The sequence below is a fragment of the Nostoc sp. genome (assembly GCF_036917675.1).
GTDB lineage: Bacteria > Cyanobacteriota > Cyanobacteriia > Cyanobacteriales > Nostocaceae > Nostoc.
In genome coordinates this window covers 159,610-173,221 of sequence record NZ_JBALCT010000016.1, presented here as the reverse complement: position 1 = coordinate 173,221, position 13,612 = coordinate 159,610, and the positions used below count along the sequence as shown (strand labels likewise).

Sequence of the window (13,612 nt, the reverse complement as noted above, 5' to 3'; positions counted from 1 at the left end):
TTGTAAAGAATCATACAAAAAATCAACACAACACAGAGCAAACGGTATAATTTTGTATACTCATAACTGAAAAAAGCAAGTGAAAACAGGGGTAAATAGCTATTTAACCAAGCTTGCCTCAGTCTACGAGGCATCCGAAAGCGTCAAGGCTGTTCCTACCGTAGCTAATTTCAAATTTTTGAATTGGAAAAAGTTATCTAGCAGTGCGGCGATGCGTCTTTTGTCTGTGGCATTGACTATGGGACTTCTAAGTATAACTGGCAAGGCTTTAGCACTTCAGAAAATCGGAAGTAGTGGGGCTGAAGTTAGCAGTAGCCAGAGGTGCTTAAAAAAATTAGGCTACTTTAACGGCCCGGTGAGTGGCAAGTTTGCTACCTTGACTCAAAATGCTGTGATCAAATTCCAGCAAGCCAATAGAATACCTGCTGATGGAGTTGTGGGTATTAGTACTCAACGAGCCTTGCAACGAGCCTGTCAAGGTAGAACTTCTAGTAGAAATACCACTGGTACATTACGTAGGCGCAGCCTAACCCAGGCATCACCAGTTGGTCAATATCCTCTTCTCTCTCAAGGTAAAACTGGTGCAGCCGTGACCAGGTTGCAACAGCGTCTCCGGCAGTTGGGCTACTTGAATGCTAATGCCACGGGAAATTTTGGACAAGTTACAAAAGATGCTGTAATTGCATTCCAGCGAAATTATCGCCTACCTGCTAACGGGATTGTGAATCGACAAACTTGGAACAAACTACTGGGTTCCTCTCAGACTCCAAGTATAACAAGTCTCTCGACTCAACAAGTGAGAGAACTACAAGTGCGTTTGCGGCAGCTAGGTTATTTTAAGACTAATCCCACTGGGAAGATTGGCGCAGTGACTAGGGAAGCTGTAATTGCATTCCAGCGAAATTATCGCTTACCTGTTGATGGCATCGCCAATGCCCAACTCTTGGAGTCAGTACGTAGTACGTCCACGGTTGGATATACTACTCAACAACCAGGCAGAAATTATCTGACTGTAGGCGATCAGGGAGAAAATGTCAGATTAGTTCAAGAGCGTTTGTCGCAGTTGGGCTTCTCTAACACCAATCCTGATGGCCTTTACAACAATTACACTAGAGAATCTGTGATTGGATTCCAGCAATCTTCTCGACTTAATTCTACTGGAAATGTAGATTGGCAAACTTGGCAAGCATTAGGGTTGAATAGCTCTACTGTAAGTAATTCTGCTGACACTAATGGTTATCTATTACCTCAGACTAGTCGGGATGTATTACCTCCTACTAATGACTATGTAATACCTGTTACTAATGGCAACACATTAGTTGCTAATAATCCCTACAGAGTAATAATTCCAATTTCCAATAATGATACTCTGAGTAAAGTGCAACAGTATCTACCGAATGCTGTCACGGAGCAATCCGGTTTAGGAGATTATGTGAATGCTGGGGCATTTAGCGATCGCACCCAAGCCGAAACGCTATCAAAAAAGCTCCGCTCATTAGGTCTTGATGCACGGGTAAAATACAATTAAATTGACAAACTCAACTGCGAACCTTCCTGAGTTTTATTAACTTCAATTCTGGCTTGAAAAGCTTCTTTGAGGTGAGGCATGTGGGTTACAGTCAAGATGCAGGCAAAATCAGAAGAAATCGCATTAATTGCGGCAATCAAGCGATCGCATCCTTCGGCATCTTGTGTACCAAAACCTTCATCCACAATCAGTAATTGCAACGCCGCCCCCGCCCGTTGTGCTAATAATTTCGCCAAAGCCAAACGAATGGCAAAGTTAATTCTAAAGGCTTCTCCACCGGAGTAAGTTTCATAAGATCGTGTTCCTCTAGAATCGGCGATTAAAATATCCAAAGTGTCTATCAGCTTGGCATTTTTCTTGGTTGATTTCGCACTGCGCCCAGCTTTCTGAGTAATAAATTGTACATGAAACTGATTACCACTCAGCCGCGAAAGTAGTTGATTTGTCTCGGCTTCCAGTTGCGGTAACACATTTTCAATCATCAGTGCTTGGATACCATTTTTACCAAAAGCTTGCGTTAATTCCTGATAAACACGATATTCCTGCTTGCAAGATTGTAGTTGCTGCTGCTGTTGTTCATACTGAATTTGCAGCGTTTTTAGTTGATGTGCCAGCTGTTCTAAACGTCCCAATTTAGCTATCTGCTCATCAAGTTGCCGTCTACGTATTACTAACTGCTGCTCTAAAGCTTGAATTTGGGCAGATGGGTTAGATGTAGCTTGTAGTTGCTGGATAATGCTTTCGATTTGTCCGCCGAGTTTTTGCCGCTCGGTTAATCTAGCGCTTCTAGAGTCCTCTAACTCTTGCAATCTCGTCTGGAGTTGCGGATACTGCTGCTGGGCTGACAGTAGTTGTTGATACCGCAAATGCCAAGATTGAGCTTTCTTTACAGCCATACGGAGGTTGTTGTGCTGCTCGGAACTATAGCCAATTTCGGCAATGTGACGTTCAAGAGCCGCGATTTGTTTAGCACATTCCGAATCAGTCTGATCCTGCTGGATTCTGGCTTGTAATTGGGCGATTTGGGATTGTAATTCTGGTTTTCGGGCTAATAGTTGCGCTTGTCGCTTAGTCGCATCTTTAATCTGCCCTTGTTTAATTTCTGCCCATCGCCAACGCTCAACTTCGCTCCGCGCGAGGGCGTGATCTTGTTCATTATAATTAGCTTGTTGCAGATATTGGTCTAGCTGCCGCAGTTCGGCTTGTTTATCGGGAGCGTAATCACCACCTTGGAGCGATCGCTCTAAATGTTGTTTTTCGGCAGCAATTTGTTGTAACTGTTGTTGGACATCAGTTGTAGCTTCTAACTGTGCTGCCAACTGTCCTCGTTGTTCGCGTAAACCATCGTAGCCCGCCAACTGTTGGGAAATTTCCCGATATTCCTGCCTAAGTACCTGAATTTCTCTGTCTGACACAGCCATTTGTTCTCTGACTACCCAAAACTGCCCTTGAGTATCTTCTAACTCAGCCTGGGTTTTTTCCACCACCCGACTCCAGTGATGTTCATCCAAGGGACGCTCACATAATGGACAAAGTGCTTCTGGATTTTGGAGCATTTGCAATTTCTGCTCTAATTCTCCCAGCTGTTTTTCATAGTCCCGTTGGTGAGCTTGTAGACGTTCAATAAAGTGCCGCCTTTCTTGGCCTTTTTCCTGCACTCGTTGCAGATAAACCCGCTTTTTCTCCAGTTCCTCAATCTGGATTCCCACATCCATCACCGCTTGTTGCAGTTGCGGTTGGCGGCGCTGCTGGCGTTGCAATTGGTTCTCAGTACTTTGGAGTTGTTCGAGTCGCGCTACTAAACCAGCATGAGTGCGATCGAGTTGGCTTTGTAAAGTTGCTCGTTGTTGCAACAAGGGAGTAACTTGCATTTGCAATTGATCTAGGCGAGCAACATGGTGACGGGCTGCGCCGAGTTGTGCCAAAGCCGCTTCGACTTCACCTGATTTAGTCAGAGTTTGCTGAATGTCTCGCTCTTGTTGCTGTAAAGCTTCAATTTGGGCTTGGGCTTGTTGCAGTTGCCGTTCGATTTCGTGAATTTGTTTGGTAAGCTGTTGTTGCTTTTGTTGGCGAGTCTGCCCAGCGCGGGTGTATTCTTCAAATTTGACAGCAAAGGCTTCTTCTTGAAATTGTAGACTTTGATATTGGGCGTATCCAGCTTTAATCTCAGCTTTTTGGTGTAATATTTTTTCTAAATCTGATAGCTGAGAGCCAACAGCTGATTGTTCTTGTTGAAGGCGATCGCAATCTTGGGTAAGATTTTGGTATTGCTGCTTCACAAAGCTGAGTTGTTGTTCCCAATTTTGGCGCTGGTGCTGGACAACTTGCAAACTTTGTAATTGAATATTATCAAAAGCTTGCACCTGTTGCAGTTGATTGAGTTCGGCTTCTAACTCCACTCTTTGCGCTTCGGTTGTCTGGCGTTGTTGCAGCTGAGTTTTTATCGACTCCAAAGAACGCTCTAGCTCTATTGCCTGTGCTTTTAACTGACGAGAAGATTCCTTTGCCCGTTCTTCCAAATCATCATACTGATTGAGTTTCAACAACTCCGCTAAAATTTCTTTGCGTTCTGCGGGGCGTTTGAGCATGAACTCATCTGCACGGCCTTGACGTAAGTAGGCAGAATTAATAAATGTATCATAATCGAGCTTGATGTGTTCTAGAATCAAATCCTGTGTCGCTCTTACCCCTTTGCCAGTGAGTGAGCGAAACCCAGATGGTATTTCTATTTGAAATTCCAGCACGCTAGTACCTGCCCGAATTCGGGTACGAATCACCCGATATTTTTGCTGGTTACTTTGGAAAGTAAAATCAACCCGAACTTCTTTGGCGCCAGAATAGATGACATCATCTTCAGCAGTGGCGCGACTTTCACCCCAAATTGCCCAAGTGATTGCTTCCAGAAGTGAAGATTTACCCGCACCATTGGAACCGCAAATACAAGCCGTATGCAAACCGCGAAAATCTAAAGTTGCATCACGGTAACTAAGAAAGTTTTTGAGAACAAGTTGTACTGGGATCATTAAGACTATAGCGCCACATCTACTTTTAATAATTAAGAGTACAGATGCACTATTTCTTAGTTTAGCTATCTACCTATCAGGTTTATACTTTTGAAGACATCAACTTTACAAAATTTAACAATATCATGAGTAAATTTTTCTTGTTGCATGAATAATTTTTGCTGTCTTGGCAGAAAAATGAAACTTCCGTGGAGGTTTATTGTTATTTCTGCCTGTTATCTGAGAGAAAAACATTCATAGAAGAGTGGTTACAACAATTGAGATTAGTGTGCTAAATTTCGCGTCAAAGTAAAAGAATCAAGGTGATAGGGGAAAAAGCGTTAAGATACTCAGTAAAAATGTACATTTCTGAGATAGACATCATAAACCAATGGATATAGCTCTAATCGTTAAATTTCTCGCTCCTTGTCTGCCATATCTGTTGAATATGGGTAATAAAGCCGTAGAAGGGGCATCACACAAAGTAGGTGAGGATGTTTGGAATAAAGCCAAAGCTATTTGGGCTAAGTTACATCCCAAAGTAGAGGCTAACGCAGACGCGAAAAAAGCAGCTGAAGCAGCAACGAAAAATCCAGGGGATGAAGATTACCAAGCAGCGTTCCGGGCGCAATTAAAAGATATTCTAAACTCTGATACAGCACTGGCACAAGACATAGCCAAGATTTTGCAAGAAACAAAATCTGCTGATAGTTCTGTTAGTCTCGATGCTCAATCTTACGATGAAAGTATACAGATAAATACAGCAGGTAACGTTAATAATCCAAATTATGACTTGAGTAAAAATATCAACAGCCCAAAGTAACTAACATTTTTGCTGTTTTTGGTGCTGAACAGCAAGAAAAATTGGAGTGGCTAGAACGCAGCGCCAAAATACAATCGCCAGGGGTTCTCAGAGCTGGGGGTCCTGGTAAAAGTTTGCGTTACTGGCAAGGAAGAACAGCAGAAATCGCCCAAATACAGCAATGGTTAACTGATGAAAATACCTTTTTAATTGGTATAGAAGGCATCGGTGGCACAGGTAAATCGATGCTCGCTACGAAAATTTATGATGAAATTGCCGGTTTCCCCAAGCAATTTTGGGCTGATGTCAGTAATGGGGCAAGTTTTAGCGATTTAGCCCGCCAAGTCCTCACTGAGTTTGGCTTTCCCGTTCCAGAACAAGAAGCGCAGTTAGTAGAGGCGCTAGTTAGGTGTTTACGTTCTGGGCAATTTTTACTGATTATTGACAACCTGGAGAGTTTATTACAACCTGATAGACTGTGGGGAAGTCTATTTTACGGCGATTTTTTCCAAGCATGGGTGGAATATGGCGGTAATAGTAAGGTGTTAGTCACCACCAGGGAAAGACCAGAATTAAAAGGCTTTGAGTGGCTACCCCTGAAAGGTTTGCAAGTAGATGAAGGGGTAGCACTGTTAACTGTATTAGGCATTCGCGGAGATTTAACGCAGTTTGTGGAATTAGTAGATGGGCATCCCCTACTGTTGAGATTGGTAGCAGACTTATTAAAAGAAGAATATTCACAAGACCCGGATTTAAGAAGGTTAGCAGATTTAGGTTTAGGGAATTTACAGCAGTTATTGACAGATTCTCAGGTGGTAGGTATCCATCGCCGGGAAAATGTGGGGATGGTGTTGGTGTTGGATGCCAGTTTTAATCGGTTGAATGAATTACAAAAGGCGTTATTGCTGAATATTAGTGTTTATCGTGGTGCGGTTGACAGTGCAGCAGCAGTGGCTATGTTGCCGGGAAGTTCAGCAGCCGAGATTGAGGGAGAATTGAGGAATCTGGTTAAGCGTTCTTTGTTGGTAGAAAAACTCAATGGTAAGCGGCGATTTGAATTTCAGCCCGTGGTTTTGGAGTATGTGCGGTATCAGGCTGGTGATCAGACAGAGGTGCATCAACGAGCGATCAATTACTATCTTTTGAATCTTAAACAAAAACCTTGGCAGACAAAAGAAGATATCAAGAAATATTTAGAAGTTTTTCATCATTGGTATCAACTAGAAAATTATGACTCGGCGTTTGATATATTATGGGCTTGCAATGATTTCTTGATATTGCGTGGATATTATACTATTCAAGTTGATTTATATGGACAGTTAATAGCAGCGTGGAAAAAGAAAGCGGAGAGAAATAACTTGAATCATGCTGCTGCCTTTACTTCTTTAGGTAATGCTTTCCACTCACTAGGGCAGTACCAACAGACAATTAAATGGCACGAGAAGTCTTTACACATTAAAATAGAAATAGGCGATCATAAAGGGCAGGCTACTTCACTAGGCAATTTGGGCAATGCTTACGATTCTTTAGGGCAGTATCCAAAAGCGATTGATTACTACCAAAAGTCTTTAGAAATATTTCAAAAAACAGGTGATCGCAGTGCAGAAGGGACTTCCTTAAACAATTTGGGCATTGCTTACCGAGGTTTAAGGCAGTACCCCCAAGCGATTGACTTTTTCCAAAAGTCTTTGAAGATATTTGAGGAAATAGGTGAATGCAGAGGTGAAGGTAATTCTTTAACAGGTTTGGGCAATATTTACTACGTGTTGGGACAATATCAGCAAGCAATAGAGTATTACCAGCAGTCAGTGGAGATATTTAAGAAAATAGGTGATCGCTCTGGTGAAGGCAATTCTTTAGGAAATTTGGGCAATGTTTACCGCTCTTTGGATAATTATGAGCGAGCCTTTGATTACTACCAGCAGTCTTTGCAAATACAAAGGAAGATAGGTAATCTTAGAGGACAAGCAAACGCCTGGTTTAATTTGGGGCTGACATTAGAAAAAGTCTATCGTGAATCAGATGCTCTGGGTGCTTATCGCAATGCCCGTGAACGGTTTCAGGAAATGGGACTCAATGCCGAATTACTACTTTGCAACAATACAATTGAGCGTCTTTCTCAACCAAAAACGCCTGTAGTTTCTCGCCGTGGGTTTTGGGCGTGGTTGCGTCGGTTGTGGCGTTGGGTACGCGCTTGGTTTCGGCGGTGAAAGAGAGATACGCCATAATTACTCATAGCGTTATAATATTACTTAATTTATCACTAAAATAACTGAATTATGAAAAAAATAGAAATTGAACTGGATCAAGAAACATTTGCAAAAATAGAAAAATTAACACAAACTTATCATTGCGAAATTTCTGACATAATCAAAGCAATGATTGAGCAACTAACACAACCAGAAGTTATTAATGATTCCTTTATCGGTAAATGGTCTAATGAGGCAGAATTAGTTGATACAATAGTTGCAGATATTTTAAAACATCGGAATTTATAAAAACTAAGTTAGCTGTGAGAAAATCTTTAATTGATACAGACATTGTATCAGAGATTCGCAAAGGTAAAAATACTAAAATAAATTCTAAAGCTATTGGTTATAGAGCTATATGGCAACAATACACAATTTCGGTAATTACTGTTTCTGAAATCATCAAGGGATGGAGGAAAATAAATCGTAATGACCGCATTCAAGAATTTTTGGCAGATTTATCTCAATTAGAAATTTTGCATTTAGACCAAAGCTGTGCAGAAATTTCAGGACGGATTCAGGCAGATTTAGAAAAAACAGGACAATCAATTGGATTAGCAGATGTCTTAATAGCTTCTATAGCGATCGAAAATAATTTAGTTTTAGTAACGGGTAATACTAAACATTATCAAAATATCCAAGCATTAGGATATCCTTTAGTAATCGATAATTGGCGAGAATGAAAATTTTTGTTTGATGTTCATAATGAACGAGATTCAAGACTTACACAAACAAGCAATGGATTTTGCAGAAATGGCACAGGTATCAAGATAATCATTGATACTAATCTTTGGATTAGCTTTTTGATTGGCAAGGAATTGAAAGAATTAAACAAATATTTATAAAACCACGCGATCGCTCTTGTGGATTCCCATCTAATGATACACTCATCACTGACCCAACAGCGATCGCAATTGACCAATGCGGCGGGAAACTGAAAATACGGTGTCTGATGCTAAAGAAAAAACTTGCTCCAAGCCCATAGCCGCAAACTATATCTATAAAAATCTGAAAGAGCGCTCTTATGGGTTCCTATCAATGATAATTTTAAGCATTGGGAACCGCTAAAAATCAAAGTTTATGAACGTAGCTGACGATAAAACAATTGTTCGTGAGTATTTCAATTCCACAGGGTTTGACCGTTGGAAGCGAATCTACGGCGATGGCGAAGTTAACAAAATCCAACTAGACATCCGCAATGGACACCAGCAAACCGTGGATACAGTTCTCGGCTGGCTGAAGGCTGATAACAATTTACCAGAGCTATCAATCTGCGATGCTGGCTGTGGTGTCGGTAGTCTCAGCATCCCCCTGGCGGTAGATGGTGCCAAAGTCTATGCCACCGATATTTCTGAAAAAATGGTGGAAGAAGGCAAGGATAGAGCAAAGCTTGCCTTGCCAAATGCCGAAAATCCCACTTTTGCCGTGCAGGATTTGGAATCGTTGAGTGGTAGCTACCATACTGTTATTTGCTTGGATGTTCTCATCCACTACCCCCAAGAAAAAGCCGATGAGATGATTTCTCACCTCTGTTCTTTGGCACAGTCGCGGATAATTCTCAGTTTTGCGCCGAAGACCTGCGCCCTGAGTATACTCAAGAAAATTGGCAGTTTCTTTCCTGGCCCAAGTAAAGCCACTCGTGCATATTTGCATCGTGAGGCTGATGTAGTGAAAATTTTAGAAAGTAATGGCTTTTCATTGCAACGAAAAGCGATGACGAAAACTCGTTTCTATTTTTCCCGCCTACTGGAAGCTACACGTAAGTGAGGTTAAAATCGCAGCAATATGAATACTATAGCTTTGCTGCGATTTGACAATCTCAAGGCACAAGCGCTGACAAAACTATGATCAGGAGTGGATTGATATACTAGAACCTTTGCGAAAGTCAGGTTAAAATCGCTAGCAAAGTGTAAATCTAAAGTGGAACTATGAAAACTGCTGAAAAATTGGCTGCCGGTTGGCTACTGACACTCGGATTCATGTTTTTAACCCTATCAGCAACAGCGACATGGGAAAAATTTGCTGCACGTCAGATATACATACCAGTGCAAGATGCGGATACTTTTACTGCACCAAATGCTACTTATGAAGATGATAATAGTGCTGTTGGTGGTCTAATTTTTGGCGTTCCTACCCTAACACTGGGTACATGGTTAGCATTGGGATTGTACCGTCAAAGCCGACAGGACAAAAAGGCGCTTAATCAACAAGTTAGCGATCGCCTGCAATCAGTTTTTTATGAGATGCTACAAGAGAATCAGGGGCGCGTAACTGTTTTAGCCTTTGCAATGCAGTCAGAATTACCCGCAGCCAACGCCAGACAATATTTAGATCAAAAAGCTAAAGAATTCAATGCAAACTTTAAGGTGAACGAAGAAGGGGCCATATCATATCATTTTGATGTCTAATTCTCATTTGTCCTTTGTTATTTGTTATTCACTAATGACAAATGACAAATGACCAATGACTAATGACCAACTTATAGCTAGGTCTAATGACGCAGATTTTTTTGAGCGTAGCTGCCATTTTAGGCGGTTTGTCAGTTGCTGCTGGTGCTTTTGCTACCCATGCCTTGCGGGAAAAAATTAGTGAGCGATGCCTACGGCGGGCTACGCCTACGCTAGAAATTTTTGAAACTGGCGCTCGTTACCAAATGTATCATGCTCTAGCACTTTTTCTCGTAGCATTACTAATTAGTCGCACCGAATTTCCTCAACCCACTCTCGTAGCCAGTGGATGGCTGTTTATCATTGGCATTGCTATTTTCTCAGGAAGCTTGTACGCCCTTAGTTTAACCGGGATTAAATTTTTGGGAGCGATCACACCACTAGGCGGCACAGTTTTGATTGCTGGTTGGGGTGCTTTAGCTTTTGCCACTTCGACTTTGAAGTTGTAAAAAAGTTAGGAGTTAAAAATTCTTAACTCCTAACTCCATTTGGTTAAAATTACACAGTTATTCACAGGTGACAAATGACTAACTCTTTGGTTTAATATAAGCGATCGCATGTTTCCAAACAGTGGTTTGCTGACTCTTTTCATCAGCAATACAGATACAGTGTGGATCTTGCCATAAGACCTTTCCTGTGAGTATATCACCAGTCAGCAGCTTCAACTCTACTGGTATTGTTTGTTTAATCAGGTTTTGGACAAGTCTAATGCTAGGTAAAGTGGTGTCAAATTCGGTAAGCATTTTTAGTAAAGATAAACCTACAAGGCAAAATAAAGAGTAACTAATCCTTGATAATTCATCCTTGAGCAAATGGCAATCGAATTTACTAAGTATCATGGTCTAGGCAACGACTTTATTCTGATTGACAATCGCTCGTCATCTGTGCCTGTAGTCACACCAGAGCAAGCCATTAAGTTGTGCGATCGGCACTTTGGCATCGGTGCTGATGGTGTAATTTTTGCCCTACCGGGAGAAAATGAAACTGACTACACCATGCGGATTTTTAATTCCGATGGTTCAGAACCAGAAATGTGTGGCAATGGCATTCGCTGTTTAGCTGGCTTTTTAGCAGATTTAGAAGGTGAATCCCGAAATAAAGACTCATATCGCATTCATACTTTGGGTGGTGTAATGACTCCCCGACTCTTGTCTGATGGTCAAGTTAAAGTAGACATGGGTTTACCCAGGTTACTCGCTGGCGAAATTCCTACCACCCTTGCACCCGCCCAAGAAAAAGTAATTTCTCAGCCGTTGGCGGTGGCGGGGCAAACTTGGGAAGTCACCTGTGTCAGTATGGGAAATCCCCACTGCGTCACTTTTGTAGAAGATGTAGCAGTAATTGAGCTAGAAACCATTGGCCCCAAATTCGAGCATCACCCAGCTTTTCCGCAACGCATAAATACCGAATTTATGCAAGTGGTACGGCGTGACTATTTGAAAATGCGGGTATGGGAACGGGGTGCTGGGATTACATTGGCTTGCGGGACAGGTGCTTGTGCTGCCTTAGTAGCTGGCGTGCTAACTGGAAAATGCGATCGCACCGCCATTATCGAATTACCAGGTGGCTGTTTGCAAATTGAATGGTCAGAAGTAGACCAACGAGTTTATATGACAGGCCCAGCCGAGCGGGTATTTACTGGGAAACTGTAACCGACTTAGCATTGGCATTACTCAAGTAGTAGTGCCATAGAAGTCTTGCAGCAACTGCCCGCCAGGGTCGCCAGTGCTGTGTCATTGCTTCTAGTTGGACTGGTGTTGGACGCGTCGCCAAGTTTTTGAGTTTTTGGAAAGCGATCGCGATCGCTAAATCACCTTTAGGAAAGACATCAGGACGTTGCAGCGCCATTAGCAAGTAAATATCAACTGTCCAGTCTCCTATACCTTTGAGACGCTTTAACTCAGTTCTGATAGTAATTTCGTCCATGCTTTCTAGCTTGCTGAGGTCAAGCTGACCACTTGCCATCGCATTCGCCAACCCACGACAGTATAGAATCTTTTGCCGACTGAATCCAATCCCTCTCAATTGAACATCATCCAATGTCAGAAAATTTTCTGGTGTTAAGGATACAACAACCCCACATAGCCGATTAAATACAGCCCTTGCAGCCGCTACCGAAACTTGCTGTTCCAGAATTATGCACAACAGCGTTGCAAAACCCGGTTCTCTTGACCACATAGGTGGAGATCCCAGTGTTTCTAAAATTCGAGCCAAATCGCTATCAAGATTGGCAAGCACCAGCAAACCACGGGTTAGACTTTCTTCAGTCAGCGATTCTAGTTCAGGTGTTTGAGTCATCTTTGCTCAATTTCGATTCTTGTACAAGCAGTTTTTGTTTGCGCTCAATCCCCCAGTGATAACCACCAAGACTGCCATCACTCCGTAGCACACGATGACATGGTACAATCAGCGCTATCGGATTAGCTCCACAAGCATTTCCCACCGCGCGGACTGCCTGGGGCTTGGCAATATTACGAGCGATATCGGCATAGGTGCGGGTTTCGCCATAGGGAATTTTCTGTAATGCTTGCCAGACTTGTTTTTTAAATGCTGTGCCACGGACATCAAGTGGTAAATCGAGATGTCTTTCATCTCCTGCAATCAAGTCGAGGATTGCCTGTATCCATTCCTTATGTGTGTGGTCATCACGCATGATCTGCGCTTGGTAAAATTCTTGGTTCAAAATCTGTTCAAGCTTGTCTGCTTCATCACCTAGTTTAACGGCACAGATACCCTTTTCTGTTGTTGCCACCAGCAAATATCCTAGTGGACATAGAGCGATCGCATAAACAATGCTGATTGTCTTTCCAGCTTGTTGGTAAGTCTTTGGTGTCATGCCCAGTTGCTTAGGTGCTTTCTCATACAGTTGGCTACTTGAACCATAACCTGTGTCGTAAACTGCATGAGCAATTTCTTCCCCTGACTGGAGACGCTGTTTTAATCGCTGGCTACGCAGCGCATCTGCATATTGAAAGGGCGATACGCCAATTATTTGCTTAAATATCCTTTGCAGATAACTGGGACTCATTCCCACCTTAGAGCATAATTCCGCGAGGGTTGGGATGCGATCGCCTTGTGCTTCAATGTATCGACATACTGCTAAAATTTTCGCTTTGCCTGGATTTGGAACTGTTTCAGATTGTGGCTGACAGCGTTTACAAGGCCGAAAACCTGCAATTTCAGCCTCTTGTGCCGACTCGAAGAAACAAACTTGATGGCGATTTGGTCTGCGACTAGGGCAAATCGGTCGGCAATAAACGCCTGTAGAGCGAACACCATAGAAAAGCTTGCCGTCAATTGTCGGATCTCGATTAAGAACTGCTTCCCAGAGAGTTTCTTCCAAAAGTTGTGTCTGTTGTAATTGCATTCATGCCTCCTCTGCCCTTTTTGGTAAATCACAGGGCGATCGCTACGTACTAAGTTTGATATAACACTAGATTAAGTGTATAGAAAAACTACTTTCTATCTGATTCTTGCGATCAAAGTCGGCTCCGTTTACTGCAACCACGGCTAAAGGATATTATCTGCGATGTTCTCGTTGCGTAGGCGTAGCCCGTCGTAGACATCGCATTTAAATTGGGAGA

13 protein-coding genes are annotated in these 13,612 nt (G+C 42.4%); 9 read left to right on the top strand and 4 right to left on the bottom strand.

Annotated elements, in window-relative coordinates; all coding sequences use genetic code 11:
* Nucleotides 1-79 precede the first annotated feature (79 nt).
* Nucleotides 80-1,528, top strand: a complete 1,449-nt coding sequence (locus V7K31_RS05835) for a peptidoglycan-binding domain-containing protein (RefSeq protein WP_335093137.1) — start codon at nt 80-82, stop codon at nt 1,526-1,528.
* Here the strand turns inward: V7K31_RS05835 and V7K31_RS05830 are convergent.
* Entirely contained in the window at nt 1,525-4,551 is a 3,027-nt protein-coding gene (locus V7K31_RS05830; RefSeq protein WP_335093136.1) for an SMC family ATPase, read from the bottom strand. The genes V7K31_RS05835 and V7K31_RS05830 overlap by 4 nt on opposite strands.
* A 370-nt stretch (nt 4,552-4,921) precedes the next feature.
* Between V7K31_RS05830 and V7K31_RS05825 the strand changes: the two genes are divergently transcribed.
* From V7K31_RS05825 to V7K31_RS05795, 7 genes are all read left to right on the top strand, one after another.
* A complete protein-coding gene (locus V7K31_RS05825) occupies nt 4,922-5,353 on the top strand; it encodes a hypothetical protein (protein WP_335093135.1) in 432 nt (143 codons plus the stop codon).
* A gap of 41 nt (nt 5,354-5,394) precedes the next feature.
* The gene (locus V7K31_RS05820; RefSeq protein ID WP_335093134.1) at nt 5,395-7,542 is read left to right on the top strand and encodes a tetratricopeptide repeat protein; all 2,148 of its coding nucleotides are present in this window, start codon (nt 5,395-5,397) and stop codon (nt 7,540-7,542) included.
* 69 nt (nt 7,543-7,611) lie between these two features.
* Complete coding sequence (locus V7K31_RS05815; protein ID WP_335093133.1) at nt 7,612-7,830, top strand: hypothetical protein; 219 nt, start codon at nt 7,612-7,614, stop codon at nt 7,828-7,830.
* Nucleotides 7,831-7,844: 14 nt separating this feature from the next.
* The gene (locus V7K31_RS05810) at nt 7,845-8,264 is read left to right on the top strand and encodes a PIN domain-containing protein (RefSeq protein ID WP_335093132.1); all 420 of its coding nucleotides are present in this window, start codon (nt 7,845-7,847) and stop codon (nt 8,262-8,264) included.
* A gap of 397 nt (nt 8,265-8,661) precedes the next feature.
* Nucleotides 8,662-9,348: a magnesium protoporphyrin IX methyltransferase gene (gene bchM, locus V7K31_RS05805; RefSeq protein WP_335093131.1), complete on the top strand. Its 687-nt coding sequence runs from the start codon at nt 8,662-8,664 to the stop codon at nt 9,346-9,348.
* A gap of 161 nt (nt 9,349-9,509) precedes the next feature.
* Nucleotides 9,510-9,989, top strand: a complete 480-nt coding sequence (locus V7K31_RS05800) for a hypothetical protein (protein WP_335093130.1) — start codon at nt 9,510-9,512, stop codon at nt 9,987-9,989.
* A gap of 86 nt (nt 9,990-10,075) precedes the next feature.
* Entirely contained in the window at nt 10,076-10,477 is a 402-nt protein-coding gene (locus tag V7K31_RS05795) for a DUF423 domain-containing protein (RefSeq protein ID WP_335093129.1), read from the top strand.
* A 78-nt stretch (nt 10,478-10,555) separates the two neighbouring features.
* Here V7K31_RS05795 and V7K31_RS05790 read toward each other — a convergent pair whose 3' ends face one another.
* Complete coding sequence (locus tag V7K31_RS05790; protein ID WP_335093128.1) at nt 10,556-10,771, bottom strand: Hfq-related RNA-binding protein; 216 nt, start codon at nt 10,769-10,771, stop codon at nt 10,556-10,558.
* 69 nt (nt 10,772-10,840) lie between these two features.
* Here V7K31_RS05790 and dapF point away from each other — a divergent pair, with 69 nt between their 5' ends.
* Nucleotides 10,841-11,680: a diaminopimelate epimerase gene (gene dapF / locus V7K31_RS05785; RefSeq protein ID WP_335093127.1), complete on the top strand. Its 840-nt coding sequence runs from the start codon at nt 10,841-10,843 to the stop codon at nt 11,678-11,680.
* Here dapF and V7K31_RS05780 read toward each other — a convergent pair.
* Together V7K31_RS05780 and ada are read right to left on the bottom strand one after the other, a co-directional pair.
* On the bottom strand, nt 11,664-12,326 hold the full coding sequence (locus V7K31_RS05780; protein ID WP_335093126.1) for a DNA-3-methyladenine glycosylase family protein: 663 nt from the start codon (nt 12,324-12,326) through the stop codon (nt 11,664-11,666). The two genes, dapF and V7K31_RS05780, sit on opposite strands and share 17 nt — an antisense overlap.
* Nucleotides 12,310-13,395 carry a bifunctional DNA-binding transcriptional regulator/O6-methylguanine-DNA methyltransferase Ada gene (gene ada, locus V7K31_RS05775; protein WP_335093125.1) on the bottom strand — a complete coding sequence of 362 codons (1,086 nt, stop codon included), beginning with the start codon at nt 13,393-13,395 and terminating at the stop codon, nt 12,310-12,312. The genes V7K31_RS05780 and ada overlap by 17 nt, the downstream gene beginning before the upstream one ends.
* Nucleotides 13,396-13,612 lie beyond the last annotated feature (217 nt).

What these genes read in the sequence shown, in the direction of transcription:
- V7K31_RS05830 (WP_335093136.1), bottom strand. Translation starts at nt 4,551, where the DNA reads ATGATCCCAGTACAACTTGTTCTCAAAAACTTTCTTAGTTACCGTGAT.
- V7K31_RS05825 (WP_335093135.1), top strand. Translation starts at nt 4,922, where the DNA reads ATGGATATAGCTCTAATCGTTAAATTTCTCGCTCCTTGTCTGCCATAT.
- V7K31_RS05815 (WP_335093133.1), top strand. Translation starts at nt 7,612, where the DNA reads ATGAAAAAAATAGAAATTGAACTGGATCAAGAAACATTTGCAAAAATA.
- bchM (WP_335093131.1), top strand. Translation starts at nt 8,662, where the DNA reads ATGAACGTAGCTGACGATAAAACAATTGTTCGTGAGTATTTCAATTCC.
- V7K31_RS05800 (WP_335093130.1), top strand. Translation starts at nt 9,510, where the DNA reads ATGAAAACTGCTGAAAAATTGGCTGCCGGTTGGCTACTGACACTCGGA.
- V7K31_RS05795 (WP_335093129.1), top strand. Translation starts at nt 10,076, where the DNA reads ATGACGCAGATTTTTTTGAGCGTAGCTGCCATTTTAGGCGGTTTGTCA.
- V7K31_RS05790 (WP_335093128.1), bottom strand. Translation starts at nt 10,771, where the DNA reads ATGCTTACCGAATTTGACACCACTTTACCTAGCATTAGACTTGTCCAA.
- dapF (WP_335093127.1), top strand. Translation starts at nt 10,841, where the DNA reads ATGGCAATCGAATTTACTAAGTATCATGGTCTAGGCAACGACTTTATT.
- V7K31_RS05780 (WP_335093126.1), bottom strand. Translation starts at nt 12,326, where the DNA reads ATGACTCAAACACCTGAACTAGAATCGCTGACTGAAGAAAGTCTAACC.
- ada (WP_335093125.1), bottom strand. Translation starts at nt 13,395, where the DNA reads ATGCAATTACAACAGACACAACTTTTGGAAGAAACTCTCTGGGAAGCA.